At 63.4% G+C, this 26,017-nt stretch carries 21 protein-coding genes; 10 read left to right on the forward strand and 11 right to left on the reverse strand.

Going from position 1 to position 26,017, the window contains the following annotated elements; translation table 11 throughout:
• Positions 1-27: 27 nt before the first annotated feature.
• Together mfd and AC1D0I_RS11810 are read right to left on the reverse strand one after the other, a co-directional pair.
• Positions 28-3,519 (reverse strand): transcription-repair coupling factor, encoded by a 3,492-nt coding sequence (gene mfd, locus AC1D0I_RS11805; protein ID WP_477395230.1) that lies wholly within the window; start codon positions 3,517-3,519, stop codon positions 28-30.
• A gap of 71 nt (positions 3,520-3,590) precedes the next feature.
• Positions 3,591-3,878: a succinate dehydrogenase assembly factor 2 gene (locus AC1D0I_RS11810; protein ID WP_477395233.1), complete on the reverse strand. Its 288-nt coding sequence runs from the start codon at positions 3,876-3,878 to the stop codon at positions 3,591-3,593.
• 92 nt (positions 3,879-3,970) lie between these two features.
• On the opposite strand from AC1D0I_RS11810, the gene recG reads away from it, so the two are divergent.
• Positions 3,971-6,079: an ATP-dependent DNA helicase RecG gene (recG, locus tag AC1D0I_RS11815; protein WP_477227333.1), complete on the forward strand. Its 2,109-nt coding sequence runs from the start codon at positions 3,971-3,973 to the stop codon at positions 6,077-6,079.
• Here the strand turns inward: recG and AC1D0I_RS11820 are convergent.
• Together AC1D0I_RS11820 and glmS are read right to left on the reverse strand one after the other, a co-directional pair.
• A complete protein-coding gene (locus AC1D0I_RS11820; protein ID WP_477395235.1) occupies positions 6,031-6,783 on the reverse strand; it encodes a DUF502 domain-containing protein in 753 nt (250 codons plus the stop codon). The two genes, recG and AC1D0I_RS11820, sit on opposite strands and share 49 nt — an antisense overlap.
• Positions 6,784-6,963: 180 nt before the next feature.
• A complete protein-coding gene (gene glmS / locus AC1D0I_RS11825; RefSeq protein ID WP_477227334.1) occupies positions 6,964-8,787 on the reverse strand; it encodes a glutamine--fructose-6-phosphate transaminase (isomerizing) in 1,824 nt (607 codons plus the stop codon).
• Between the two features lie 209 nt (positions 8,788-8,996).
• Between glmS and AC1D0I_RS11830 the strand changes: the two genes are divergently transcribed.
• Positions 8,997-9,365 carry an ADP-ribosylation/crystallin J1 gene (locus AC1D0I_RS11830; protein ID WP_477395237.1) on the forward strand — a complete coding sequence of 123 codons (369 nt, stop codon included), beginning with the start codon at positions 8,997-8,999 and terminating at the stop codon, positions 9,363-9,365.
• Here the strand turns inward: AC1D0I_RS11830 and glmU are convergent, their stop codons facing one another.
• Both glmU and AC1D0I_RS11840 read right to left on the reverse strand, forming a co-directional pair.
• Positions 9,366-10,742: a bifunctional UDP-N-acetylglucosamine diphosphorylase/glucosamine-1-phosphate N-acetyltransferase GlmU gene (glmU, locus tag AC1D0I_RS11835; protein WP_477395239.1), complete on the reverse strand. Its 1,377-nt coding sequence runs from the start codon at positions 10,740-10,742 to the stop codon at positions 9,366-9,368.
• Between the two features lie 153 nt (positions 10,743-10,895).
• The gene (locus tag AC1D0I_RS11840) at positions 10,896-11,642 is read right to left on the reverse strand and encodes a cytochrome c biogenesis CcdA family protein (RefSeq protein ID WP_095085133.1); all 747 of its coding nucleotides are present in this window, start codon (positions 11,640-11,642) and stop codon (positions 10,896-10,898) included.
• A 180-nt stretch (positions 11,643-11,822) separates the two neighbouring features.
• Here AC1D0I_RS11840 and AC1D0I_RS11845 point away from each other — a divergent pair, with 180 nt between their 5' ends.
• The 8 genes from AC1D0I_RS11845 to rpmG all read left to right on the forward strand — a co-directional run bounded on the left by AC1D0I_RS11845 (position 11,823) and on the right by rpmG (position 20,889).
• Complete coding sequence (locus AC1D0I_RS11845; RefSeq protein ID WP_457152717.1) at positions 11,823-12,200, forward strand: COG4315 family predicted lipoprotein; 378 nt, start codon at positions 11,823-11,825, stop codon at positions 12,198-12,200.
• Between the two features lie 365 nt (positions 12,201-12,565).
• Positions 12,566-15,202 carry a type I DNA topoisomerase gene (gene topA / locus AC1D0I_RS11850; protein WP_477395242.1) on the forward strand — a complete coding sequence of 879 codons (2,637 nt, stop codon included), beginning with the start codon at positions 12,566-12,568 and terminating at the stop codon, positions 15,200-15,202.
• A gap of 6 nt (positions 15,203-15,208) precedes the next feature.
• Positions 15,209-17,515: a ribonuclease R gene (rnr, locus tag AC1D0I_RS11855; protein WP_457152719.1), complete on the forward strand. Its 2,307-nt coding sequence runs from the start codon at positions 15,209-15,211 to the stop codon at positions 17,513-17,515.
• 11 nt (positions 17,516-17,526) lie between these two features.
• Positions 17,527-17,961, forward strand: a complete 435-nt coding sequence (locus tag AC1D0I_RS11860; protein WP_477395273.1) for a DUF983 domain-containing protein — start codon at positions 17,527-17,529, stop codon at positions 17,959-17,961.
• Between the two features lie 86 nt (positions 17,962-18,047).
• On the forward strand, positions 18,048-18,788 hold the full coding sequence (locus AC1D0I_RS11865) for an NUDIX hydrolase (protein WP_477395244.1): 741 nt from the start codon (positions 18,048-18,050) through the stop codon (positions 18,786-18,788).
• Positions 18,789-18,811: 23 nt separating this feature from the next.
• Positions 18,812-19,990 (forward strand): MFS transporter, encoded by a 1,179-nt coding sequence (locus AC1D0I_RS11870; protein ID WP_457152722.1) that lies wholly within the window; start codon positions 18,812-18,814, stop codon positions 19,988-19,990.
• 118 nt (positions 19,991-20,108) lie between these two features.
• Positions 20,109-20,567 carry a YqfO family protein gene (locus AC1D0I_RS11875; RefSeq protein WP_457152723.1) on the forward strand — a complete coding sequence of 153 codons (459 nt, stop codon included), beginning with the start codon at positions 20,109-20,111 and terminating at the stop codon, positions 20,565-20,567.
• A 154-nt stretch (positions 20,568-20,721) separates the two neighbouring features.
• A complete protein-coding gene (rpmG, locus tag AC1D0I_RS11880) occupies positions 20,722-20,889 on the forward strand; it encodes a 50S ribosomal protein L33 (protein WP_006201775.1) in 168 nt (55 codons plus the stop codon).
• 85 nt (positions 20,890-20,974) lie between these two features.
• Here rpmG and AC1D0I_RS11885 read toward each other — a convergent pair whose 3' ends face one another.
• From AC1D0I_RS11885 to AC1D0I_RS11905, 5 genes are all read right to left on the reverse strand, one after another.
• On the reverse strand, positions 20,975-21,658 hold the full coding sequence (locus AC1D0I_RS11885) for a DJ-1/PfpI family protein (protein WP_457155240.1): 684 nt from the start codon (positions 21,656-21,658) through the stop codon (positions 20,975-20,977).
• Positions 21,659-21,711: 53 nt separating this feature from the next.
• On the reverse strand, positions 21,712-22,779 hold the full coding sequence (locus AC1D0I_RS11890; protein ID WP_477227340.1) for an ABC transporter ATP-binding protein: 1,068 nt from the start codon (positions 22,777-22,779) through the stop codon (positions 21,712-21,714).
• A 4-nt stretch (positions 22,780-22,783) separates the two neighbouring features.
• Entirely contained in the window at positions 22,784-23,632 is an 849-nt protein-coding gene (locus AC1D0I_RS11895; protein ID WP_095085142.1) for a carbohydrate ABC transporter permease, read from the reverse strand.
• Positions 23,632-24,555, reverse strand: coding sequence for a carbohydrate ABC transporter permease (locus tag AC1D0I_RS11900; RefSeq protein WP_477303785.1), 924 nt, complete (start codon positions 24,553-24,555; stop codon positions 23,632-23,634). Before AC1D0I_RS11900 ends, AC1D0I_RS11895 begins: the two co-directional genes overlap by 1 nt.
• Positions 24,556-24,735: 180 nt before the next feature.
• Positions 24,736-26,013: an ABC transporter substrate-binding protein gene (locus AC1D0I_RS11905; protein ID WP_477227341.1), complete on the reverse strand. Its 1,278-nt coding sequence runs from the start codon at positions 26,011-26,013 to the stop codon at positions 24,736-24,738.
• Between the last annotated feature and the right edge of the window lie 4 nt (positions 26,014-26,017).

Here is a 26,017-nt window from a genome sequence, read left to right on the forward strand (position 1 = left end):
GCCCAGCCGGTGCCCCTATCCCTGCCTCTACGCCGCCACCAGCCGCGCCAACTGCGTCATGACGACCGCCGAACCCGCCAGCCGCTTCTCGGCCGTCGGCCAGTCGCGCACGAACACGACGCTGTGGTCGGGCCGGATCTTGGCCAGTGAACCCTGCTCGCCGATGAACTGGACCAGGCCAACCGGGTTGGAGAATTCGCGTTTGCGGAAATGGATGACGACACCCTTCGGCCCGGCGTCGAGCTTTTCGACATTGGCCTTGCGGCAGAGCGCCTTGATGAAGACGATCTTCAAGAGATGCTTCACCTCTTCCGGCAGCGGGCCGAACCGGTCGATCAGCTCGGCGCCGAAGGCATCGATCTCCTCGGTGTTTTCGAGGTCGCCGAGGCGGCGGTAGAGCGCCAGCCTGAGCTGCAGGTCCGGCACATAGCCTTCCGGGATCATCACCGCTGTGCCGACGGCGATCTGCGGCGACCAGCCGCCATCCTGCACCTCGCCGGAATCCTTCACCTCGGCGACGGCTTCCTCCAGCATCTGCTGGTAAAGTTCGAAGCCGACCTCCTTGATGTGGCCGGACTGCTCTTCGCCGAGAAGATTGCCGGCGCCTCTGATATCGAGGTCGTGGCTGGCCAGCTGGAAGCCGGCGCCCAGCGTGTCGAGCGACTGCAGCACCTTCAGCCGGCGCTCGGCGGTGTCGGTCAGCTTGCGGTTGGCCGGCAGCGTGAACAGCGCATAGGCGCGCACCTTCGAACGGCCGACGCGGCCGCGCAGTTGATAGAGCTGCGACAGGCCGAACATGTCGGCGCGATGGATGATCAGCGTGTTGGCGGTCGGGATATCGAGACCGGATTCGACGATGGTCGTCGACAACAGCACATCGTACTGGCCGTCGTAGAAGGCATTCATGATGTCGTCGAGTTCGCCCGGCGGCATCTGGCCGTGGGCCACAGCCACCTTCAGCTCCGGCACGGATTCTCTCAGGAAATCATGGATTTCCGCCAAATCGCTGATGCGCGGAACGACATAGAAGGAGTGGCCGCCGCGATAGCGCTCGCGCAGAAGCGTCTCGCGGATGACCAGCGGATCGAAGGGCGAGATGAAGGTGCGCACCGCCATGCGGTCGACCGGCGGCGTGGCGATCAGCGACAGCTCGCGCACCCCGGTCAGCGCCAGTTGCAGCGTGCGCGGAATCGGTGTCGCCGACAGCGTCAGCACATGCACATCGGTCTTCAGGTCCTTCAGCCGCTCCTTGTGCTTGACGCCAAAGTGCTGCTCCTCGTCGATGATCAACAGGCCAAGGTTCTTGAACGAGATCGCGGAACCAAGCAGCGCGTGGGTACCGATGACGATGTCGACCTGGCCCTCGGCTATGCCTTTCTTGGTCTCGGCCAGCTCCTTGGCGCCGACCAGCCGCGACGCCTGGGCGACGCGAATCGGCAGGCCGGAAAAGCGCTGCGAAAACGTCTTGAAATGCTGGCGCGACAACAGCGTCGTCGGCACCACGACGGCGACCTGGAATCCTTCCATCGCGGCGATGAAGGCGGCGCGCAGCGCCACTTCCGTCTTGCCGAAACCGACATCGCCGCAGATCAGCCGGTCCATCGGCTTGCCGGCGCCCAGATCGTCCCGAACCGAGTCGATCGCCGTCTGCTGGTCGTCGGTCTCCTCATAGGGGAAGCGGGCAGCGAACTCGCCATAGAGGCCCTCGGCCGGAACCAATGCCGGTGCGGCGCGCATCTGCCGTTCGGCGGCGATGCGGATAAGTTGCCCGGCCATGTCGAGTAGGCGTTTCTTCAGCCGCGCCTTGCGCGACTGCCAGGCGCCGCCGCCGAGTTTGTCCAAGGTCGCCTCGGCCGAATCCGAACCGTAGCGCGACAGAAGCTCGATATTCTCGACCGGCAGGAACAGCCGGTCGTCGCCGGCGTAGTGGATTTCCAGGCAGTCATGCGGGGCGCCAACCGCTTCGATCGTGCGCAGGCCGATGAAGCGGCCGATGCCATGGTCGGCATGGACGACGATGTCGCCGGCCGACAACGCCGAGGCTTCGGCGATGAAGTCCGAGGCGCGCTTCTTGCGCTTCGAGCGCCGGATCAGCCGGTCGCCGAGAATGTCCTGTTCGGCGACGACGACCAGTCTTTCGGTCTCGAAACCGGATTCCAGCGGCAGCACGGCCAATGCCGCCTGCCCCGGCTCGAGTTGCTCCGCCTCCGCCAGCGTGGCGACCTGCTTGAGATTGCCGAGATGGTGCTCGCTGAGGATCTGGCCGAGCCGGTCGAGCGAGCCTTCTGTCCAGCCGGCAATGACGATACGGCGGCGCGCAGCACGCTCGTCGGCGATATGCTTGACGACGATATCGAAGACATTGATGCTGGGGTCGGCGCGTTCGCCAGCAAAACTGCGGCCGTGGCGCGAGCCGGCATGGAACACTTTCTTGGCGCCGGCATCGGGCGCGTCGAAGGGCGTAAAATCAATCGCTTCGCGCGGCCCGAGCGAAGCAATCAGGTTTTCCGGCGAGAGGTAGAGCAGGTCCGGCGGCACCGGCTTGTAGGGCACCGCATCCTTCAATGCGCCGTCTGCCTGCTTCTTGCGCGCCTCGTAGTGGTCGAGGATCAGCGTGTGGCGCTCGGCCAGCGCCTCATGCGCCAGATGATCGAACACAACAGGCGTGTCCGGCAGATAGTCGAACACTGTCTCCAGCCGTTCGTAGAAGAACGGCAGCCAGTGCTCCATGCCGGCGAAGCGTCGCCCTTCGCTGACCGCCGCATAGAGCCCGTCGTCGCGCTGGGGCGCGCCAAAGGCTTCGATATAGGAGCGGCGGAAACGGCTGATGGTTTCCGACGTCAGCGCCACTTCGCTCATCGCCTGTAGCGCCATCGACTTGCGTTGGCCGGTGGTGCGTTGCGTGGCAGCGTCGAACACGCGGATCGATTCCAGCGTGTCGCCGAAAAAATCGAGCCTGAGCGCCTCGGTCCAGCCGGGTGCGAACAGGTCGAGAATGCCGCCGCGCACGGCGAATTCACCGATACCGCGCACGGTCGGTACGCGTTCGAACCCGGACGTCTCCAGCCGCGACACCAGCGCATTCATGTCGATCTGGTTGCCGGGCCTGGCATGGAAGGTTTGTGCCTCGACCAGGTCGGCCGGCGGGATGCGCTGCAGCAACGCATTGGCGGTGGTCAGTATGACGGCGCGGTGCGGCTTCTTCGCCAGCGCGATCATGGCGGTCAACGCATCGAGCCGCTTGGCGGCGGCGTCCGAGCCGGGCGAGACCCGGTCATAGGGCAGGCAATCCCAGGCCGGCAGTTCCAGCACAGGAAGGCCGGGCGCCGCGAAGGACAGCGCCTCGATGATCGCCGGCAGGCGCTGGCCGTCGCGCGCGACGAACAGAACCGGCTTGTCCGGCGCGATCTCCAGTGCCGCCTGCACCAGCGCAAAGGCTTCATAGCCGTCGGCGACGCCATCGACGATGAACTGGCCGGCGCGGCCTTTCGGCAGACCGATGGTGGGAATGAGTCTCATGAAATCACGGTCTTGTTTGTCGCAACTCCGGGCGGAAAACCGCTTCGCACTTTTCCTGGAATTGCTTGTGTTCAGAATGTCATGGAATGGCGGAAAGCCAGGATCTTCTGCAGGACGGCACAGTCTATGTCCCAGGGAACCGGGCGTTCGCCGGTGACCATGGGCAGGAATTCGGTGTCGGGAATGTCGAGGAGCCTCTCATATTGGTCGATTTCCTCACCGGTCAAGGCGCCGATCTCGGCGTCGGCGAAGGTGCCGAGGATCAGGTCCATCTCGCGCATGCCGCGATGCCAGGAGCGAAACAGAAGCTTGCGGCGGCGGGCGTCCAGCCCCACGCTTGATCTCGTCGTCCCGGTCATTGTCCCGCATCCTCACTTGCTGCGGCGCATATAGCGTGGATAGAAGGGGCTGTCAGCCTTGCGCTGCGGCCCTCGCGACATAAGCTGACATCATGCGTCCTTCCATCCTCGATCCGTTGTTCGTCCCGATCACCTCGCTTGCCGGCGTCGGACCGAAGGTTGGCGCGCTGATCGAGAAAGTCGTCACGGCCGATCTCGGTGATCGCGCCGCGCGCGCCGGCGACCTTCTGTTCGTGTTGCCGCACACCGTCATCGACCGTCGCAACCGCCCGGGCATCGCACTCGCCGCCGAAGGCTCGATCGTCACGCTTGAGGTGCGCATCGACCGCCACCAGCCGCCGCCGCGCGGCAACAGGTCGGTGCCCTACCGGGTCTACGCCCATGACGATACCGGCGAGATTGCGCTGACCTTCTTCCATGCCCATGCCTCCTATCTCGAAAAGGCGATGCCCGAGGGCGAGCATGTCGTGGTCTCGGGTCGCATGGAATGGTTCAACGGCCGCCCGACCATGGTCCACCCCGACCACATCGCGCTGGCCAGCGAAGCGGAAAACCTGCCGCTGGTCGAGCCGGTCTACCCGCTCACCGCCGGGCTCTCGGGCAAGGTGCTGCGCCGGGCGATCGGCCAGGCGCTGGCGCGCTTGCCCACTTTCGCCGAATGGCAGGACGGCGCGTTCATGCGCCGGCACACCTTTCCCACCTTTGGCGATGCGCTCGCCCGCATCCACAATCCGGCCGACCCGATCGATGTCTCCATCGATGGTGCCGCGTGGCGGCGCCTAGCCTATGACGAGCTGCTGGCGGGCCAGGTTTCGCTGGCACTGGTCCGGGCAAAAATCCGCCGCCTGTCCGGCCGTCCTCTGGTCGGCGACGGCAGCATCGTCGAGAAACTGCGCGCTGCACTCCCCTACTCGCTGACCGCGAGCCAGGAATTCGCGCTCGCCGAAATCAATGCCGACCTCGCCGATCCCGAACGCATGCTGCGGCTCCTGCAGGGCGATGTCGGCTCCGGCAAGACGGTCGTTGCGCTGCTGGCCATGGCCCGTGCGGTCGAGGCCGGCGGCCAAGCTGCACTGATGGCGCCGACCGAAATCCTGGCGCGCCAGCATCTGGCCACGATCGCGCCGCTTGCCGCCAAGGTCGGTTTGCGTATCGCTATCCTCACCGGCCGCGAGAAAGGCCGCGAGCGCACCGACACACTGGCCGGCCTGGCGAGCGGCGAGATCGACATCGTCGTCGGCACCCACGCGCTGTTCCAGGAGACGGTCACCTTCCATGACCTGGTCTTCGCGGTCATCGACGAGCAGCATCGCTTCGGCGTCCACCAGCGGCTTGCCATCACCGCCAAGGGCGACGCGCCCGACATGCTGGTGATGACGGCCACGCCCATCCCGCGCACGCTGGTGCTGACGGCCTTCGGCGACATGGACGTGTCGAAGCTGACGGAGAAGCCGGCCGGCCGCCAGCCGATCCGCACCGTCACGCTGCCGCTCGAGCGGCTCGACGAGTTGGTCGGCCGCATGGTCGAAGCCGTCGCCGGCGGCCAGAAGATCTATTGGATCTGTCCGCTGGTCGAGGAATCCGAAGAGATCAAGCTGATGTCGGCCGAGGACCGTTTTGCGTCCCTGAGACCGCTCTTCGGCGATCGCATCGGCCTCGTCCACGGCCGCATGAAGGGTGCCGACAAGGACGAAGCGATGCGCGCCTTCAAGCAGGGCGAGACACGCATCCTGATCGCCACCACGGTCATCGAGGTCGGCGTCGACGTGCCGGACGCCACCGTCATGGTCATCGAACATGCCGAGCGCTTTGGCCTTGCCCAGTTGCACCAGTTGCGCGGTCGGGTCGGGCGCGGTGACATCAAGTCATCCTGCGTGCTGCTCTACAAGGACCCGCTCGGCGAGACCGCAAAACGCCGGCTGTCGGTGATGCGCGAGACCGAGGACGGGTTCCTGATCGCCGAAGAAGATCTGAAGCTGCGCGGCGAAGGCGAGCTTCTGGGCACCCGCCAGTCCGGCACGCCTGGTTTCCAGGTGGCACGCATCGAGGCGCATGCCGATCTATTGGAGGCCGCTCGTGACGACGCCAGGCTGGTCCTGTCACGTGACCCGGAGCTGCAATCCGAGCGTGGCGAGGCGTTGCGCCTGTTGCTTTACTTGTTCGGCCGCGACGAAGCCGTCCGGCTCCTGCGCGCCGGCTGAGCCAAGGCGGCAACCGATGGGTTGGCAAGCGCATCGATCGGCTCGCCGTTCACGACGACCATCGGCTTGACTTCGGGCGCCACCAGCCCGGCGGAGACGATCAGCTTGGCGCCGTCCTCGATCGTCATGTCGAGCAGCACGATGTCGGACTTCGGCACATACATCAGAAACCCGGTGGTCGGATTCGGCGTGCAAGGCATGAACACGGCGATCAGCGGATCGCCTTCCTGGTCGAGTTTCTGGTTGATCTCGGTTTCCTTCTCGCTGGCGACGAACACCAGCGACCAGACGCCCTTGCGCGGATATTCGACCAACCCGACCTGGCGGAACATGTCGCCCTTGTTCGACAGCACGGTCTCGAAAATCTGCTTCAGCGAGCCATAGATGCCGCGCACCAGCGGCATGCGGCCAAGCAGGCGCTCGCCGAAATTGACGATGGCGCGGCCGACAATGTTGGCCGTCAGGAAACCGATCAGCGTGATSAGGATCAGCGCGACGATCAGTCCAAATCCCGGGACCGGAAACGGCAGGTAGCTGTCGGGGCTATAGCGTGCCGGAATATAGGGCTTTACCCATGAATCGACCCAGCCGATGAACGACCAGGCGATATAGGCCGTGATCGCCAGCGGCGCGCAGACGACGAAGCCCGTGAGGAAATAGTTCCTCAGCCGGGTCATGCCAGAGGTCTTGGGCGCATCGGACATGGGTCACCGGGGACACGGGTTGCAGCGCAACATTAGAGCATGATCCCGAAAAGTGGGAACCGGTTTTCGGAAAAAGATCATGCAAAAAAAGAAAAAGAGCAGCTGTGATGCAAATACCATCACAGCTGCTTCAGTGAACCGGAATGCGCTTTGGACTGCGAATTTTTTGGAAGGCGGCGCCTACTCCACCGTCACCGATTTCGCCAGATTGCGCGGCTGGTCGACATCGGTGCCCATGAACACGGCGGTGAAATAGGCGAGCATCTGGATCGGCAGCGCGTAGATGATCGGCGAGATGATTTCCGGCACGTCCGGCAGAACGATCGTCTCCATCGTCTTGACGCTGGTAAGTGCCGCGCCCTTGCTGTCAGTGATCAGGATGATCTTGCCGCCGCGCGCCGCCACTTCCTGCATGTTCGACACGGTCTTTTCGAAGATGCGGTCGTGCGGTGCGATGACGATGACAGGCATGTTCTCGTCGATCAGCGCGATCGGCCCATGCTTCAGCTCGCCCGCGGCATAGCCCTCGGCGTGGATATAGGAGATTTCCTTGAGTTTTAGGGCGCCTTCCATGGCCAGCGGAAAATTGGTGTCGCGGCCGAGATAGAGCACATTCTTGTAGTGAGCGAGGTCGCGCGCGATCTTTTCGATCTGATGGTCGAGCTTCAGCACCTGGTTGGCGTAACGCGGCGCCTCCGACAACTCGCGCACAAAGGTCTTTTCCTGCTCACGCGAGATCGTGCCGCGCGCCACGCCGGCGCGCACGGCAAGCGATGCCAGCACCGAAAGCTGGCACGTGAAGGCCTTGGTCGAGGCAACGCCGATCTCCGGGCCGGCGAGCGTCGGCAGCACGACGTCGGATTCGCGCGCCATAGTCGATTCACGGACATTGACGAGCGCGCCGATCTTCATCCCCGCCTTGCGACAATAGCGCAGCGAGGCCAGCGTGTCGGCGGTCTCGCCCGATTGCGAGATGAAGAAGGCGGCATCGTTCGCGGACAACGGCATTTCGCGATAGCGGAATTCGGAGGCGACATCGATGTCGACCGGCAGCCGCGCGTAGCGTTCGAACCAGTACTTGCCGATCAGGCCGGCGAGATACGCGGTGCCGCAGGCCGAAATCGCCAGCCGGTCGATCTTGGCAAAATCGAACGGCAGGTCGAGCGGCTTGGACACGCCACCAACGAAGTCGAGATAATTCGCCAGCGTGTGCGAGATCACTTCGGGCTGTTCATGGATTTCCTTCTCCATGAAATGGCGCCGGTTGCCCTTGTCGACCATGAAGCTGGTCGAGAGCGACTGCTGCCGCTTGCGGTCGACCTTGTTGCCGTCGATGTCGAAGATCGTGACGCCGTCGCGGCGCACCACCGCCCAATCGCCATCTTCGAGATAGGTGATCGAATTGGTGAACGGGGCGAGCGCGATGGCGTCGGAGCCCAGGAACATCTCGCCATCGCCATGGCCGACAGCCAGCGGCGGGCCGTTGCGGGCGCCGACGATCAGGTCCTCGTCGCCTTTGAACATGATGGCCAGCGCGAAGGCGCCTTCCAGGCGCTTCAGCGCCTGGTGCGCGGCCTCGACCGGCTTCAGCCCCCTGGCCAGTTCGCGCGCCACCAGATGGGCGACGACCTCGGTGTCGGTCTGCGAAGAAAAGCTGTAGCCGTCACGCTTCAACTCGTCGCGCAATTCCGCGAAATTCTCGATGATGCCGTTGTGGACGATGGCGACGCCGTCGGAAAAATGCGGATGCGCATTGGTCTCGTTGGGCACACCGTGCGTTGCCCAGCGCGTGTGGCCGATACCGATCGTGCCATCGAGCGGATCGTCCTTGAGCCGACGTTCGAGGTTGATCAGCTTGCCTTCGGCGCGCCTGCGTGCAAGCTGACCATGTTCGATGGTGGCGACGCCGGCCGAGTCATAGCCGCGATATTCGAGCCGTTTCAGCGCGTCGACGATGAGCGGCGCAACCTGCGAGTGGCCGACGATTCCAACGATACCGCACATGCAGACAGCCCCCAATTCCCCATGGAAAACCAGCACTATTTAGGGATGGCCGGCCTGCCGCGAAAGTCACATTGCATTTCGCCCCGTGTAACGGAACGCTTCTGCACGCATGCACCATGACAGACCGCTCTTGCAATCCGGTTACTGCAATCATTCGGTTTTTCAGCCATTCGGTTCCCGCTCGGGAAATGTTTGGCTAAGCTCCTACCATGAACGAAAACATATCAACCATTACACTCTGGCGCCCGGTCGGACCTGACGAGCTGAAACTCATCGAGGCTTCGGACATGCGGGCGTTTCCGCCGCGCCTGCCCGAACAGCCGATCTTCTATCCGGTCCTGTCGGAAGCCTATGCCGTGCAGATCGCGCGCGACTGGAACGTGCCGGCAAGCGGAGCAGGCTTCGTGACGCGGTTTGACGTGCTGAAAAGCTTTCTCGACCGCTACCGGGTCGAGCACGCCGGCAGCAAGGCGCATCTCGAATACTGGATACCCGCCCAGGACCTCGATGATTTCAACAAAGCCATCGTCGGCAAGATCGAGGTGACCGCCGCCTTCGACAAGGACATGACCGGCTAGCTAGTGGTCGGCGCCGGCAGCCTTTTTCTTCGCGGCCGCGGCCGAAGCAAACCGCTCGCGCAATTCCTTGGCCTTGCCGGGGATTGTCTTCTGGCGGGCGCGACCGAAGGCCAGCGCATCGTCCGGCACGCTTTCGGTGATGACGCTGCCCGACGCGATGTAGCCGCGCTTGCCGATGGTGATGGGCGCCACCAGCGAGGAGTTCGATCCGATAAAGGCACCCTCGCCGATGTCAGTGAAGAATTTCGAGTAGCCGTCGTAATTGCAGGTGATGGCGCCGGCCCCGATGTTGGCGCCCGCGCCGACGCGGGCATCGCCGATATAGGTCAGGTGATTGACCTTGGCGCCGTCCTCGATGGTCGCCTGCTTGACCTCGCAGAAATTGCCGACCTTGGCCTTGTTCCTGAGATCGGCCCCCGGTCGCAGCCGAGCGAATGGCCCAACTTCGCAATTCGAGGCGATGGTGGCACCCTCAAAATGGCTGAAGGCATGGATCTTGGCGCCGGTGGCGATCTTCACACCCGGACCGAACCAGACATTGGGCTCGACGATCGTGTCGGCGCCGATTTCGGTATCATGGGAGAAATACACGGTCTCGGGCGCGATCAGCGTCACACCCGACAGCATCGCCTCATGGCGGCGGCGCGCCTGCCAGATACCTTCGGCCTGCGCCAGTTCGGCGCGGTTGTTGATGCCGAGCGCGCTTTCGAAGCTGGCCTCGGTGGCCACGACATCGAGGCCTTTCGCGGTGGCAATCTCGACGATGTCGGTGAGATAGTACTCGCCCTTGGCGTTCTTGTTGCCGACCGCATCGAGCAGCGTCAGCGCCTGGCTGCCGGCCACCGCCATCATGCCGGCATTGCAGAAGCCGATCTTCCTTTCCTCCGCGCTGCAGTCCTTCTCCTCGCGGACGGCAATCAGCTTCCCGCCTTTTTCGATCAGCCTGCCATAGCCGGTCGGATTGGGCGGGCGGAAACCGATGACCACGACAGCGGCACCTTCCGCCAGTTTCAGCCGCGCCACGGTGAGCGCGTCGGCGTCGATCAACGGTGTGTCGCCGAACATCACCAGGATATCGTTGTAACCCTTTGATATCGCTTCACGCGCGGCAAGCACCGCATGCGCGGTGCCAAGCCGCTTTTCCTGCACGAAGGTCTCGGCCTTCGGCGCGAATTTCGCGGCTGCCTTGCGCATCTCGTCGGCGCCATGACCGATCACCAGCGCCTGGCTGCCGGCACCGGCGGCCTCGGCCGCCTTCACCACATGGGCGACCATCGGCAGCCCGGCGATCTGGTGCAGCACCTTCGGCAGCGCGCTCTTCATGCGCGTGCCTTCGCCGGCGGCGAGGATGACGGACAGGCAGGATCTCTGGCTCATGGGTGAACAACCATATGAAAAGGGTTGGGAATCAAGACAGGATAGCAGTGGCGCCTTGCTGCACCAATGCGGTTAAATTCCGGTGAGATGGTAGAGTAGCTGACTCTTAATCAGCGGGCCCACGCCGCGCCTTTCGCATCTTAGGCAAGGGGATCACCCCAGCCGTCCGAGCACCGGGAAATTCTCGAGCAGCCAGTAGGATACGGTCTGCACGCCGCCAGTGAGGAAAAACACCCCGGCGACGACAAGCAGCGCGCCAATCGCCTTCTCGACGCGGCCGAGATGGACGCGGAATTTGCCGAGGAAGCGCATGAAAGCGCCGGAAAACAGCGCCGCGATCAGGAACGGGATGCCAAGGCCGAGCGAATAGGCGGCGAGCAGCAGCGCGCCCTCGCCCACTGTCTCGCGGCCGCCGGCCAGCGTCAGGATCGGCCCAAGCACGGGGCCGATGCAGGGCGTCCAGCCGAACGCGAAGGCCAGTCCCATGACATAGGCGGCGATCGCACTTGCCGGCTTGCCCTGCGACTGGAAGCGCGCCTCGCGCGACAACAGAGGAATGCGCAAGATGCCGAGAAAATTCAGACCCATCAGGATGATCAGCACGCCAGCAGCCATCGCCAGCGGCTCCTGCCAGACCCGCAGCCAGTGGCCGATGGTCGAGGCGCCCGCGCCAAGTGCGACGAACACGGTCGAGAAGCCGAACACGAAGGCGATCGAGGCATAGAGCAGCGCGCCGCGCGCGCCCTCCCGAGCCGTCACGCCCGCATTGCCACGAAAATCGTCGACTGAGACGCCGGCCATATAGCAGAGATAGGGCGGCACCAGCGGCAGCACGCAGGGTGACAGAAACGAGATCGCTCCCGCCCCGACCGCGCTGACATAGCCGATGTCCAATGCCATTCCAAAGCTCCGACCGTTCCGGCGCCGATATAGGCTCGACCTTGCTTCTCCACCAATCACCATTTTGTGGCAAGTCGTCGCGGCATGTGCAGGTCGGGGAAGAAACGCCGGCTCGCAAGCGTTGATACAGCGAGGCCGCGATTTCCCGCGCGCCTCCAGATATCAGCCAGGGAGATTTCCATGAAAACCATAACCGTAGGGCTGGCCGCGCTTTTGCTCAGCACCGCCGCATCCTTCGCCGCCGAGGCGTGGAAGGAAGCTGAGGTCAATGGCACCAAGATCTATACCGACGCCAACGGCATGACGCTTTATACCTATGACAAGGATGAGAAGGGCAAGACCAATTGCTACGACAAGTGCGCCACCAACTGGCCGCCGCTGAAGGCCGAGGCCGGCGCCAAGGCGGATGACGAATGGAGCGTCGTCGACCGCACCGACGGCACCAAGATGTGGGCCTATGACGGCAAGCCGGTCTATACCTTCGTCAAGGACAAGAAGGCGGGCGACATATCCGGCGATGGCGTCGCCGGCGTCTGGCACATCGTCAAGGCCGACTGAGTTCTCAATTCGGGTCCTGCCGCTGGCGGGACTTCGGCTGGCTGCCGGGTATCCCTCCAAACCCGGCGGCTGGCACCAAACAAGCTCTCATGGCGTCTACCCCTGCGATACCCGGCCGGCTTTCCTCGACTCGGCGGAAAAATGAATCGGGTCGTTTCCGCTGCCTCGCGTCTGCCATCTCCCTTTCCCGGAATACTGTGATTTTCTCCATACACTCTAAGAGTGTATTGCTGCGGACAGCCCTGCAATTTGGCCACTTCCCCTTGACCGGATGCAAAAGCGCGGCCATGTGAGCGGCAAATAGAACGAGATTTCGTCGCGCGCAGCGGAATTCTTCTGCCGCATCACAGCTGATATGAGACCTCATGGACGTCGTCGTCGTCGAATCGCCGGCCAAGGCAAAGACAATCAACAAATACCTCGGCAAGAACTACAAGGTTCTGGCCTCGTTCGGCCATGTCCGCGATTTGCCGGCCAAGGATGGCTCGGTGCGTCCGGACGAGGATTTCGCCATGTCCTGGGCCGTCGACACCGCCTCGGGCAAGCGGCTTGCCGACATCGCCAAGGCGGTCAAGGATGCCGATGGCCTGATCCTCGCGACCGACCCTGATCGTGAGGGCGAAGCCATTTCCTGGCACGTGCTGGAAGTGCTGAAGCAGAAGCGTGCGCTGAAGGACAAGCCGGTCAGCCGCGTCGTCTTCAACGCTATTACCAAGTCGTCGGTGCTGGAAGCGATGGCCAATCCGCGCCAGATCGATGCGCCGCTGGTCGATGCCTATCTGGCGCGCCGGGCTCTCGACTATCTCGTCGGCTTCACGCTGTCGCCGGTTCTGTGGCGCAAACTGCCGGGCGCCCGTTCCGCCGGCCGCGTCCAGTCTGTCGCATTGCGCCTGGTCTGCGACCGCGAATCCGAGATCGAGCGCTTCATCCGGGAGGAATACTGGCAGATCGCTGCCCTCCTCGGCACGCCGCGCAACGAGAACTTCGAAGCCCGGCTGACCGCCTTCGATCGCAAGAAGCTGCAAAAGCTCGACATTTCGAACAAGGCGCAGGCAGACGACATCAAGTCGATGCTCGAAGGCGCGACCTTCAAGGCGGTGTCGGTCGAAGCCAAGCCGACCAAGCGCAATCCCGGCCCGCCCTTCACCACCTCGACGCTGCAGCAGGCCGCCTCATCGGGCCTTGGCTTCTCGGCGAGCCGCACCATGCAGGTGGCGCAGCGCCTCTATGAAGGCATGGAAATCGGCGGCGAGACGACCGGCCTGATCACCTATATGCGAACCGACGGCGTCCAGATGGCGCCGGAGGCGATCTCGGCCGCCCGCGACGCCATCGCCAAGGAGTTCGGGCCCAAATACCTTCCGGAAAAGCCGCGCCTTTATACCACCAAGGCCAAGAACGCCCAGGAAGCGCACGAAGCGATCCGCCCGACGGATTTCATGCGCACCCCGGCTTCGGTCAGGCAATATCTCGATTCCGACCAGATGCGGCTTTATGAGTTGATCTGGAAGCGCGCCATCGCCAGCCAGATGCAGCCGGCCGAGATCGAACGCACCACGGCCGAGATCGAGGCCGTCAACGGCGCCCGCACCGCCGAGCTTCGTGCCATCGGTTCGGTCGTTCGCTTCGACGGCTTCATCGCTGCCTACACCGACCAGAAGGACGACGATTCGGAAGACGAGGAAAATCGCCGCCTGCCGGAAATCCGCGCCGGCGAGCAGCTTGCCCGTCAGGCGATCAACGCCACCCAGCATACCACCGAGCCGCCGCCGCGTTACTCCGAAGCCTCGCTGATCAAGAAGTTGGAAGAGCTCGGTATCGGCAGGCCGTCGACCTACACGGCGATCCTGAAGACGCTCGAGGACCGCGACTACGTCACCATCGACAAACGCCGGCTGGTGCCGCAGGCCAAGGGCCGGTTGCTGTCGGCCTTCCTCGAAAGCTTCTTCGAACGCTATGTCGAATACGACTTCACCGCCTCGCTTGAGGAGAAGCTCGACGAGATCTCCGACGGCAAGCTCGCCTGGAAGGACGTGCTTCGCGATTTCTGGAAGGATTTTTCAGGCGCCGTCGCCGACATCAAGGAATTGCGCGTCACCGACGTGCTCGACGCGCTCAACGAAGAACTGGCCCCGCTGGTATTTCCGACGCGCGAAGACGGTTCGAACCCCCGCATCTGCCCGAAATGCGGCACCGGCAATCTGTCACTGAAGCTTGGCAAATTCGGCGCCTTTGTCGGCTGCTCGAACTACCCCGAATGCTCCTTCACCCGCCAGCTCGGCGATGCCGCCAACCCTAATGGCGAGAACGGCAATGGCGAGGACGGCACCAAGGTCATCGGCAAGGACCCCTATACGTCAGAGGAAATCACGCTGCGCAGCGGCCGCTTCGGCCCCTATCTGCAACGCGGCGACGGCAAGGAAGCCAAGCGATCCAGCCTGCCCAAGGGCTGGACGGCTGAAACCATCGACCACGAGAAGGCGCTCGCCCTGCTGTCGCTGCCGCGCGATGTCGGCCAGCACCCGGAATCCGGCAAGATGATCTCGGCCGGGCTCGGCCGCTATGGTCCGTTCGTGCTGCATGACGGCACATACGCCAATCTCGACAGCATCGAGGACGTGTTCTCGATCGGCCTCAATCGCGCCGTGTCGGTGATCGCCGAGAAGCAGTTGAAGGGCAAGGGCGGGCGCAATGGCGGCACAGCCGCCGCCTTGAAGGAGCTTGGCGACCATCCCGATGGCGGCGGCAAGATCGTCGTGCGTGACGGCAAATACGGGCCCTACGTGAATTTCGGCAAGGTGAATGCCACCCTGCCCAAGGGCAAGGATCCGCAATCGGTGACGGTTGAGGACGCGCTGGCGCTGATTGCCGAGAAGGAAGCCAAGGGCGGCGGCGGCAAGAAGCCGTTCCGCAAGGCGGCAGCGGCCAAGGCGCCGGCAACCGGAAAGACGACGGCCAAGAAAACGGCGGCCAAGAAGCCGGCCGCGAAGAAAAAAGGGTAGGACGGCGTGGCGCGCAGGATCACCGGTAGAAGCCACGGCGATCCGCGCACCGCCGACACGAGGGCCAAGGTCAAGGACGACTATCGGCCCTCGCGTGACGAAATCCTGCGCTACATCGCCGAAAATCCCGATCGCGCCGGCAAACGCGACATCGCCAAGGCGTTCGCGTTGCGCGGCGACGACCGCATCTGGCTGAAGGATATTTTGCGCGACCTGCAGGACGAAGGCGTCCTGACCAAGGAGCGCAAAAAACTCGCCCGCGTTGGCGCCCTGCCCCACGTCGCCGTGCTCGATATCTTTGGCCGTGACGGCGACGGCATTTTGCTGGCGCATCCAGCGGAAGCCGTCGGCACGGGTGAGCCACCCGTTGTCTCCATCCGGATCTCGCGCAGCGGCAACGGCCCGGCACCCGGCATCGGCGACCGCGTGCTGGCCAAGACCTTTCCGACCAACGAAGCGACAGGCCCAGCCTATACCGGGCGGGTGATGAAGATCTTCGAGAAGCGCAGCGATGCGGTTCTCGGTGTCTTTCGCATCTTGCAGGACGGCACCTTCCGCATCGAGCCGGTCGAGCGGCGCCAGCCCGAACTGATCGTCGACAAGGAATTCCAGAACGGCGCCAGGAACGGCGACCTCGTCGAGGTCGAGCCGGCGCGCGCCTCCCGCTATGGGCTGCCTAGAGCCAAGGTGCTCAACGTGCTGGGTTCGCTGACCAGCGAAAAGGCGGTCTCGATGATCGCCATCCACGCGCATGACATTCCGCATATTTTTCCTGCCGACGTCATCGCCGAGTCCGAAGCGGTCAAGCCCGCAACGATGGATCACCGCGAGGACTGGCGCGACCTGCCGCTGGTCACCATCGATCCGGCCGACGCCAAGGACCATGACGACGCCGTCTTCGCCACATCGGATCTCGACGAGAAGAACCCGGGCGGCGTGGTCGCCACAGTGGCGATCGCTGATGTCGCCGCCTACATCCGCTATGGCACGGCACTCGACCGCGAAGCGCTGAAACGCGGCAATTCGGTCTATTTCCCGGATCGCGTCGTGCCGATGCTGCCCGAGCGCATCTCCAACGATCTCTGCTCGCTGCGCGAAGGTCAGGACCGCCCAGCGCTGGCGGTGCGCATGGTTTTTTCGGCCGACGGCCGCAAGCTCCGGCACTCCTTCCATCGCGTGATGATGAAGTCGGCGGCAAAACTTGCCTACCAACAAGCCCAGGCGGCGATCGACGGCGTGCCGGACGACAAGACCGGTCCGATCCTCGACACCGTGCTGAAGCCGCTGTGGGACGCCTATGCGATCCTGAAGCGAGGCCGCGACGGCCGCCAGCCGCTCGAGCTCGACCTGCCGGAGCGCAAGATCCTGCTCAAGCCGGATGGCACCGTCGATCGCGTCATCGTGCCGGAACGGCTTGATGCACACAAGCTGATCGAAGAATTCATGATCCAGGCCAATGTCGCCGCGGCAGAGACGCTGGAGGCGAAGAAGCAGGCACTGGTCTACCGCGTCCATGACGCGCCTTCGCTGGCCAAGCAGGAATCGCTGCGCGAATTCCTTCAGACGCTCGGGCTGTCGCTGGCGCGCGGCGCGCAGATGCGGCCAAGCCAGTTCAACGGCATTCTGGAGGGCGTGCGCGGCGCCGACAATGAAGGCCTGGTCAACGAGGTGGTGCTGCGCTCGCAGAGCCAGGCTGAATATTCGCCCAAGAACATCGGCCATTTCGGCCTCAACCTCAGGCGCTACGCGCATTTCACCTCGCCGATCCGCCGCTACGCCGACCTGATCGTGCATCGCGGACTTATCGCCGCACTCGGCCTCGGTCCGGGCGGGCTGACGCAGGACGAGGAGGCACGGCTCGAAGACATTGGCGTGCTGATCTCAGCCACGGAACGGCGCGCAATGGCGGCTGAGCGCGATACAGTCGACCGGCTGATCGCCGCCTATCTCGCCGAGCGCATCGACGACCGGTTCGACGCCCGCATCTCCGGCGTCACCAAATCGGGACTATTTGTCCAATTGCCGCAGTATGGCGCGGATGGTTTCATCCCGGTGTCAACTTTGAATGGCGATTACTATATATACGACGAAGCGGCCCGCTCCCTGTTCGGAGAACGTTCCGGCAAAGGCTACCAGCTCGCGGATCGCGTTGAGGTCCGGCTCGTCGAGGTGGCACCAATGGCCGGCGCGATGCGCTTCGAGATGTTGACCGACCCGAAGCCTTTGCCAGGTTCCAAGCGGTCGTTTCACAAGGCCAAGGGCCGCGCCCGCGCGTCGCAATCGCGACCCGGTTCGCGCGGCAGGAGAAGATGATGGCAACAGCCATGGAAGACCAGGTTTTCGGCGGCGAACATCACTCGGGTCGGGCCGCCCGACCGCTATGGACGGCGATGAAACGCGGCATGCTCGGCCGCTGCCCGCATTGCGGCGAAGGCAAGTTGTTTCGCGCCTTCACCAAGACCGTCGATAAATGCAGCGTCTGCGGCGAGGAATTGTACCACCACCGCGCCGACGACCTTCCAGCCTATCTCGTCATCGTCATCGTCGGCCACATCGTGCTTGGCGCCTTCATGGCTGTCGAGGCGACATCGACACTGTCCACCTGGCAACACATCGCCATCTGGGTACCGCTGACCATCATTCTGGCGGTGGGGCTGCTACAGCCGGTCAAGGGTGCCGTCATCGGACTGCAATGGGCCTTCTATATGCACGGATTCGGCGGCGAGCATGACGTGATCGACCCCCATAGCGGGGTATAGGTCAAAGTTGGCTGCGCTCGCTGGTGCAACAAACCGACCGTGAAAGGCCACTTTCGCTTGCCAGAAGTTTCCGCTAGGTCCTGCGCATGGACGGTATGACCAAGGCGGAAGTCGACAGGATCGAGCGGAGCATGATCGCTCACAGCGACCAGCCAATTCGTCCGCGCGACGCGGCGACCCTGATCCTGCTCGACCGCGAGGGCGACGAGGTGCTGGTCCTGATGGGCCGTCGCCATGCCGGCCACGCATTCATGCCAGGCAAGTTCGTGTTTCCCGGCGGCCGCACCGATCCGGCCGACAGCCGCATTGTGGTCGCCGCCGCATTGCATCCGGAGCAGGAGGCAAAGTTGCTCGCCGGGCCGGGCCGCACAAGTGCTGCGCGGGCCCGCGCCATTGCCCTGTCGGCAATTCGCGAGACCTATGAGGAAGCCGGGCTGCTGATTGGCCGCAAAGGTGCTTTCATCACCGCCAGACCCGATTGGCGGGGCTTTGCCGAACACGGCGTGCAACCCTCTCTCGACATGCTGCGCTTCGTCGCGCGCGCCATCACGCCACCCAACCGGGTGCGCCGCTTCGACACACGTTTCTTCAGCGCCTGGCGCGATGACGTCGCCGTCGAACTGCCGGGTGGCGGCCCGACCAATGAACTCGAAGAACTAGTCTGGCTGCCGCTGGCCAAGGCCAGGGAAGCCGACATACCCGACATCACCCGAACGATCCTGGACGAGCTCGAAAAGCGCCTCGCCCATGATCCGCAGTTGCGTCCGGGCGGTCCCGTGCCCTTCTACCGGCTTGTCCGCAACCGCTTCACCCGCGAAATTCTGTAGAACATCGAGTATTCAGACATCCCATGACGGTCGATACCCAACCACAGGGCGACGAACGCGTACACTGGCTGCCGATGGTGGCGGCGATCTCGTCGATCAGCGTCGTCGGCATCGCCATCGGCCTCGGTATGCCGCTGCTCAGCGTCATTCTCGAAACGCGCGGCCATTCGGCTTCGATGATCGGCCTCAACACGGCCGTCGCCGGCCTGGCCTCGATCGCCGGTGCCCCGCTGGCGACGCCACTCGCCATGCGCTTCGGCGTGGCCTGGACGATGATTGCCATGATTGCCACCGGCGCCCTGGCCTTCGTCGGCTTCCACTTCGCGCCGGATTTCTGGATGTGGTTTCCGCTTCGTATCGTGCTGCACATCGCGCTGACGGTGCTGTTCATCCTGTCGGAGTTCTGGATCAGCACCTCGGCGCCGCCACATCGGCGTGGCCTTGTGCTCGGCATCTACGCCACTGTCCTGTCGCTCGGCTTTGCTGCGGGGCCGTGGCTGTTTGCCCATCTCGGCAGTTCGGGCTTCAGGCCATTCGGCGTCATCATCGCATTGGTGACGCTGGCCGCCATTCCGGTGCTGGCGGCGCGCAATGAGAGCCCGACCATCGCTTCTGATGGCGAAACCAGCAATTTCCTGCGCTACATCTGGCTGGTGCCGTCAGCAACCGCTGCCGTGCTGGTGTTCGGCGCCGTCGAAACCGGCGGCTTTGCGTTGTTCCCGGTCTATGGCAACCGCATCGGCTACTCCGAGGCCGACGCAGCCCTTCTCCTGACCATGATCGGCCTCGGCAATGTGCTGCTGCAGATCCCTATCGGCATGATCAGCGACCGCGTCAGCGACCGCCGCTATCTGCTGATTGCCTGCGCCACTGTCGGCCTTGCCGGCACGGTCTTCATGCCCTTCTTTGCGCAGAACTGGCACCTGATGGCGGCCCTTCTGTTCGTCTGGGGTGGCGTCGTTGCAGCCATGTACACAATCGGCCTTGCCCATCTCGGCTCGCAGCTCTCCGGCCACGAGCTGGCGTCGGCCAACGCCGCCTTCGTGCTCTGCTACGGCGTTGGCATGGTGCTCGGTCCGCAAGCGATCGGCATCGGCATGGATGCGTTCGGTCCATCCGGCTTCGGCTGGTCGCTCGGCCTGTTCTTCGCCGCCTACATCGGCCTGGTCAGCGTCAGGCTGGTCCGCAAGATCCTGCTGTAGCGCCACGCTGCTTCCGGCCTGCATTTCACGCGGCGACACGACAGGCTGCTGACAGAACCGTGTCAGCAGCCTCCGGTTATAAGGCTCCCTCAAAATATCTGAAGTTGAGGATCCTCCCATGATCGACAGCGGCTTTGAAACCACTTCGTTGCGAATGACACTGCTCCTGCTGGTGACCTTTCAGGCGCCGGCCGCCGATGTCGACCGCATCATGGATGCGGTGGTGGCGATAGCGCCGCTGGCGATGGGCAAATATGACCGCAACGCCTACCAGTCGGCACATGGCATCGAACGCTACAGGCCGCTCGACGGGGCGGCCGCCGGCGCCGAGACCGAGTTGCGGCGTCGCCCCGGCACAGTCGAGGTTTCGTTCGAACTGCCCGACGACCAGGTGCTGGCCGCGCGCGTCGTCGAGGCGATTTTCCAGGCGCACTCCTACCAGGAGCCGGTGATCCGCATCCAGCCGATCCTGGCCAGCCGCTCCAAGGGGCTGGACGACCGCGCCAATCCGAATCGCTGGTGGAACACCACCGGAGACTGGAAGAAGGTTGGGGCGCCCGCGAGAGAAAGCGCATGATTTGAGGCTACTGGCCTGCTCCGGCGGGTGGTACAAGCTTCGCCGGGCTTGACTTTCCAGGCACGTTCTTTATGTGTCGCGCCAAGTTTCCCGCGTCCGGGTGTTTCCCCGTGCTCCAGCGGCCAAAACCCCACGAACATAACGGACTGAAATCATGGCCAAAGCCGCAAACATCAAGATCAAGCTTCTGTCGACCGCCGACACCGGTTTCTTCTACGTGACCAGCAAGAACAGCCGCACCAAGACCGACAAGCTGTCGTTCCGCAAGTACGACCCGGTCGCCAAGAAGCACGTCGAGTTCAAGGAAACCAAGATCAAGTAATCTGGTTTCTCCAAAAATGCCGAAACGCCGCCCAATGGGCGGCGTTTTCGTTTGCAGGACCATCGGACGGCAGTCCATTGCGGCGTTACGCTCTTCCCGGAATTTCTGCAGAGTTGCCGTGATGGTGCGGCCGCCTGGATCGCCATTTCACCGGGCAGGCCGGCGTGGCTGGAATTTTGCCAGCCACCGGCGGACGCGGAAAATACTGCGTGGTGACCTGAACCGCCTCGGCTGTCGCCTCATCGAACAGCAGCTCGATCAGTTTCAAGGCCTCGTCGAGGCCTGATGAAATGCCTCCACCGGTCAGTCGGTTGCCGGATCTGACGAAGCGGGCATGCGTCGTATCGACCTCGATCTTGGGGAAACTCTGCAGGCATTTGACGAACGCCCAATGGGTCGTGGCTTTGTGACCCTCGAGCAGCCCGGCGCGTGCGAGCAACAGCGCCCCCTCGCATACGGAGCAAACCCAGAGCGCATCCGCCGCTACCTGTCGGAGGTAGGCGAGAAAAGGCGAATTGGCATTCGACATGATTGCGCTCAACGCTTCCGGCGCACCGCCCGGGACCCAGAGGACATCGAGCGTTGGCGTTTCGGCAAAGCTGGCATGGGCTTCGAAACGCAACCCGTTCACGGTCGTGACCGGGCCACCATCGGCGGAGAGGATCTGGCAATCGAGCCCCTTCGCCGGGTCGACCCATTTGAACATCTCGTAAGGCCCGGTCACGTCGAGCAAGTCCACGCCGTCATAGACCGGAATTCCGAGTTTCATGGCCTCCCCCTCTTCCTGCTTCCGCAAATCACTATGCAGCAGCAGGCCCCGGTTTAGCCAACGCGATCGCCGCTTTTCGGATCGAACAGATGCAGCGACGCCGGGTCGGCCGACAGCCGTACCACGTCGCCGGGCTTCACGCCGGCGCGGCCCATGGCGAAGACACAAAGCTGCTGGCCAGCCAGCTTGACGTAGAACTGCGTCGAAAGCCCGAGCGGCTCCACCACCCCCACCTCGCCCTGCAATTCGCCGTCATCGGCCAGCCTGATGTGCTCGGGCCGCAGACCGACGGTGATTACGTCACCGTCCTTCAGCGGCAGGCCATCCGGCAGGCGCAACGCCTGGCCATCGGCCAGCACGGCCTCCGAGGTACCGCCCTTGCGAACGGTCGCAGGCAGGAAATTCATACCAGGTGAGCCGATGAAGCCGGCGACGAACATGTTGGCCGGCCGGTCATAGAGATCCAGCGGCGCGCCGACTTGCTGGATCAGCCCGTCATGCATGACGACGATCCTGTCGGCCATGGTCATGGCCTCGATCTGGTCGTGGGTGACGTAGACCGAAGTGGTCTTCAACTGCTGGTGCAGCGCCTTGATCTCGGCACGCATATGGACGCGCAGCTTGGCGTCGAGGTTCGACAGCGGCTCATCGAACAGAAACACCTTGGGATCGCGCACGATGGCGCGGCCCATGGCGACGCGCTGGCGCTGGCCGCCGGACAACTGCCGCGGCAGGCGCTGCAGGAAAGTGTCGAGCCCGAGCCGCTTGGCCGCACCGTCCACCCGCGCGTCGATCGCCGGCTTCTCGGCCTTGCGCAGCATCAGGCTGAAACCCATGTTCTTCGATACATCCATATGCGGGTAGAGCGCGTAGGACTGGAACACCATGGCGATGTCGCGGTCCTTCGGTGCGACGTCGTTGACCAGCCGCTCGCCGATGCGGATCTCGCCGCCGGAAGCCTCCTCCAACCCGGCGATCATGCGCAAAAGCGTGGACTTGCCACAGCCTGACGGACCGACCAGGACGACGAACTCGCCATCGGCGATTTCAAGGTCGACCGCGTGCAGGACACGGACAGTGCCATAGTCCTTGCGGACCTTATCGAGCGTAACAGAGGCCATCGATCTATCCTTTGACGGCGCCGGCGGTCAGGCCGGTGACGAGATAGCGTTGCAGGAAAGCGAAGAAGATGCAGACCGGGATCAGCGCCAGGATCGACGCCGCCATCATCTGTCCCCAGTCGACGGCAAATTTGCCGATGAAGGTGAGCAGGCCGACCGCGAAGGTCTTCTGGTCGTCGCTGGAAATCAGCATCAGCGCGAACAGAAGCTCGCTCCAGGCCGCGGTGAAGACGAAGCCGAGCGTCGCGCCCATGCCCGGCAGCGTCAGCGGCACGATCACCTTGCGCATTGCCTGCGCGCGCGTGCAACCGTCGATCATCGCCGCTTCTTCCAGGTCCTTCGGGATGCCGTCGAAGAAGGATTGCATCAGAAAGGTGGCAAAGGCGGTGTTGAAGGCGGTGTAGATGATGATCAGCCCGGTCAGGCTGTTGATCAGGCCGATCTGCCCCATGACGCGGTAGATCGGCGGAATAACCATCACCAGCGGAAACGTCTGGGTCAACAAGAGCATCAGCGCCAGTGCTGCCTTGCCGCGAAACGTGAAGCGCGACATGGCGTAGCCGGCGAGCGTGGCGACGACCGTCACCAGTGCCGCCGTCGACACCGAGACGATGACGCTGTTGAGGAAATAGCGCGGGAAATCGGTGGCCTCGAGCACGGTGACGAAGTTCTGCAACGTCATCTGCGAGGGCCAGAAGGTGATGCCTTCGGAATAGAGAAGCCGCTCCGGCGTGACCGAGATCTTCAGCGTCCAGTAGATCGGGAACAGCGCAAAGATCACGTAAGCCGCGACGGCGGCGTAGAGGCCGATGCCGCCGAAGAAGCGTTGTGAGGCTGAGCGTCCTGCGATCATCAGACGTGCCTCACCAGGGAGCGGCGAATGCCGATCAGTGCGATCGCATAGGCAATGAGCAGGACGAGCAGCAGCACGGCCACCGCCGAGGCGTAGCCCTTGTCCAGCGACTTGAAGGCGCTGACATAGATGTAGACCGGCACGGTGTTGGTCGAGCCGGCCGGTCCGCCCTCGGTCATGACGAAGATCAGGTCGGCGAAGGTGGCGATCCAGATGGTGCGCAGCATCACCGTGATGGCAATGGTCGGCGCCAGGAATGGAAGCGTCACTTTGGTGAAGCGCTGCCAGGGCGAAGCGCCGTCGATCGCCGCCGCCTCATGCAATTCCGATGGAATGGATTTCAGCGCCGCCAGCAGCGTGATGGCGAAGAATGGAATGCCGAACCAGATATTGGCGACGATCGGTCCCCACATGGCGGTCGAGGGATCGGACAGAACATTGGTCGGTTCGGCCTTCAGCCCCAATGCGTACAGCCAGTGCGGCAATGGGCCGATGATCGGATTGAACAGCCATGCCCAGGTCAGGCCTGACAGGAAGGACGGCACCGCCCAGGGCAGGAACACCAGGGCCTGCACCACCTTGCGGCCCGGGAATGGCTTGTCGAGCAGCAGCGCTAGGCCGAGACCGAGGAAGAACTGGAAGAACAGGCTGGCGACGGTCCACCACAGCGTGTTGACCAGCGCCTGCCCGAGCACCGGGTCCGACAGCATCGCCCGATACTGTGCGAGCCCGACATATTCTGACTTGAAAGCCGAGAATTTGCGGAAGGAGTAGCTGATGCCGATGACCAGCGGCACCAGAAGCACCACGACCAGAAGGATGATCGCCGGGCTGAGATAGAGCCAGGGCTCGATGGCGGCGTGCGATCGCCACTTGCGACGCGGCTTGCCGGCGGATCGTATTTCGGACACGGCATAGGTCATTGGGGGCTCTACGGTGAAAGGTGGATGCCGGCGTCGGCGACAGCGTCCTTCTCCCCGTTTCACGGGGAGAAGATGCCGGCAGGCAGATGAGGGGCTGCGCAAACCTTCAAACGATGGCGCCGCCCCTAATCCGTCACTTCGTGACACCTTCTCCCCGTGAACGGGGAGAAGGGAACAAAACTACTTCTTGTTCTTCGCCAGCCAGTCCTGCTGTTCCTTGGTCAGGAAGGCAGCCCATTGGTCGGCGACGTCCTTGGCCGTCTTCTGGCCAAGCAGCACTTCCTGGAAATTCTTGATCGCCACCTGGTCGACGAAATTGCCAAGGTTCTCCAGATGCGTCGGCGGCGTCACCATTTCATACTTGGAGGTGTCGCTCAGCTCCGTGAACCAGCCCTTGAACTGCTCGGTCTTGAAATGGGGATCCTGGTCGGCCCCGTTGTGGATCGGGACGACGCCAACCTCCTTGGCCCATTCCAGATTGTCCTTGGGCGACAGCAGCGTCGCCATCAGCTTCCAGGCGTCGTCCTTGTGCTGCGAGTTGGCGAACATCGCCCAGCCGGCATAGCCGAGCGTCGGATAAGACTTGCCGCTCGGCCCGACCGGCAATGGCGCCACCGCGAAGTCGTCGGCACTCATCTTGTCGGCGATGCCGAGCAGTGCGTCCGGATCCTGGTTGAGCATGGCGCAGGTACCGGAATAGAAGCCGGTGACCGTCTCGTTGAAGCCCCAGCTCACCGCATCCTTCGGCGCCAAGCCGTTCTTATACATGTCGGCCAGCATCTGCAGACCCTTGACCGAGCCTTCGTCGTTGATGGTCGAGGTGCCATCCTCGTTGAAATAGCCGCCCTTGCCAGCTGCGATATTCATGAACATGTGCATGCCGTTGAAGGCGCCCGGACCGCCGCGCAGGCAGTAGCCATATTTGCCCGGTATTGCCGAGATCTTCTTGGAGTCGGCGATGAAATCGTCGAGCGTCGCCGGCGGGCCGTCTAGGCCGGCTTCCTTGAACAGCTTCTTGTTCCAGAACAGCGCGTTCACGTAGTAGCCGTACGGGATCATGAACTGCGTGTTGTTGACGGTCGAGCCGAACTGCTTGGCGCGCTCGCCGAGCGTCTTGGCGTCGTCCCACTTGGCCATGTAGGGGCCGAGATCCTCGAGCTGGGCATTGTTGGCATAGAGGCCCATCCAGCGTTCCGGCATCTCGACCACATCGGGCGTATCGCCGGCCTGCACCATGGTCAGGAATTTTTCGAAGGCCTGGCCCCAGGGCAGCGAGATCAGCTCGACCTTGACGCCGGGATTGGCGGTTTCGAATTCGGCGATCTGTTTCTTCAGGAATTCGGTGCGCGGCGGGCTGGTGATGACTTCGACCATCTTGAGGGTCGAATCGGCCACAGCACTTCCGGCGGAAATCGCCAGCCCCGCAACGGTGGCAAGCATGACGGTCAGTTTTTTCATGTTC

The organism is Mesorhizobium sp. P2_D1 (assembly GCF_056404455.1).

What these genes read in the sequence shown, in the direction of transcription:
- recG (WP_477227333.1), top strand. Translation starts at nt 3,971, where the DNA reads ATGCGTCCTTCCATCCTCGATCCGTTGTTCGTCCCGATCACCTCGCTT.
- AC1D0I_RS11885 (WP_457155240.1), bottom strand. Translation starts at nt 21,658, where the DNA reads ATGAAACTCGGAATTCCGGTCTATGACGGCGTGGACTTGCTCGACGTG.
- AC1D0I_RS11865 (WP_477395244.1), top strand. Translation starts at nt 18,048, where the DNA reads ATGGACGGTATGACCAAGGCGGAAGTCGACAGGATCGAGCGGAGCATG.
- AC1D0I_RS11860 (WP_477395273.1), top strand. Translation starts at nt 17,527, where the DNA reads ATGGAAGACCAGGTTTTCGGCGGCGAACATCACTCGGGTCGGGCCGCC.
- AC1D0I_RS11905 (WP_477227341.1), bottom strand. Translation starts at nt 26,013, where the DNA reads ATGAAAAAACTGACCGTCATGCTTGCCACCGTTGCGGGGCTGGCGATT.
- topA (WP_477395242.1), top strand. Translation starts at nt 12,566, where the DNA reads ATGGACGTCGTCGTCGTCGAATCGCCGGCCAAGGCAAAGACAATCAAC.
- AC1D0I_RS11840 (WP_095085133.1), bottom strand. Translation starts at nt 11,642, where the DNA reads ATGGCATTGGACATCGGCTATGTCAGCGCGGTCGGGGCGGGAGCGATC.
- AC1D0I_RS11810 (WP_477395233.1), bottom strand. Translation starts at nt 3,878, where the DNA reads ATGACCGGGACGACGAGATCAAGCGTGGGGCTGGACGCCCGCCGCCGC.
- rpmG (WP_006201775.1), top strand. Translation starts at nt 20,722, where the DNA reads ATGGCCAAAGCCGCAAACATCAAGATCAAGCTTCTGTCGACCGCCGAC.
- AC1D0I_RS11830 (WP_477395237.1), top strand. Translation starts at nt 8,997, where the DNA reads ATGAACGAAAACATATCAACCATTACACTCTGGCGCCCGGTCGGACCT.
- AC1D0I_RS11900 (WP_477303785.1), bottom strand. Translation starts at nt 24,555, where the DNA reads ATGACCTATGCCGTGTCCGAAATACGATCCGCCGGCAAGCCGCGTCGC.
- mfd (WP_477395230.1), bottom strand. Translation starts at nt 3,519, where the DNA reads ATGAGACTCATTCCCACCATCGGTCTGCCGAAAGGCCGCGCCGGCCAG.
- AC1D0I_RS11845 (WP_457152717.1), top strand. Translation starts at nt 11,823, where the DNA reads ATGAAAACCATAACCGTAGGGCTGGCCGCGCTTTTGCTCAGCACCGCC.
- AC1D0I_RS11870 (WP_457152722.1), top strand. Translation starts at nt 18,812, where the DNA reads ATGACGGTCGATACCCAACCACAGGGCGACGAACGCGTACACTGGCTG.
- AC1D0I_RS11895 (WP_095085142.1), bottom strand. Translation starts at nt 23,632, where the DNA reads ATGATCGCAGGACGCTCAGCCTCACAACGCTTCTTCGGCGGCATCGGC.
- glmS (WP_477227334.1), bottom strand. Translation starts at nt 8,787, where the DNA reads ATGTGCGGTATCGTTGGAATCGTCGGCCACTCGCAGGTTGCGCCGCTC.
- AC1D0I_RS11875 (WP_457152723.1), top strand. Translation starts at nt 20,109, where the DNA reads ATGATCGACAGCGGCTTTGAAACCACTTCGTTGCGAATGACACTGCTC.
- AC1D0I_RS11890 (WP_477227340.1), bottom strand. Translation starts at nt 22,779, where the DNA reads ATGGCCTCTGTTACGCTCGATAAGGTCCGCAAGGACTATGGCACTGTC.
- glmU (WP_477395239.1), bottom strand. Translation starts at nt 10,742, where the DNA reads ATGAGCCAGAGATCCTGCCTGTCCGTCATCCTCGCCGCCGGCGAAGGC.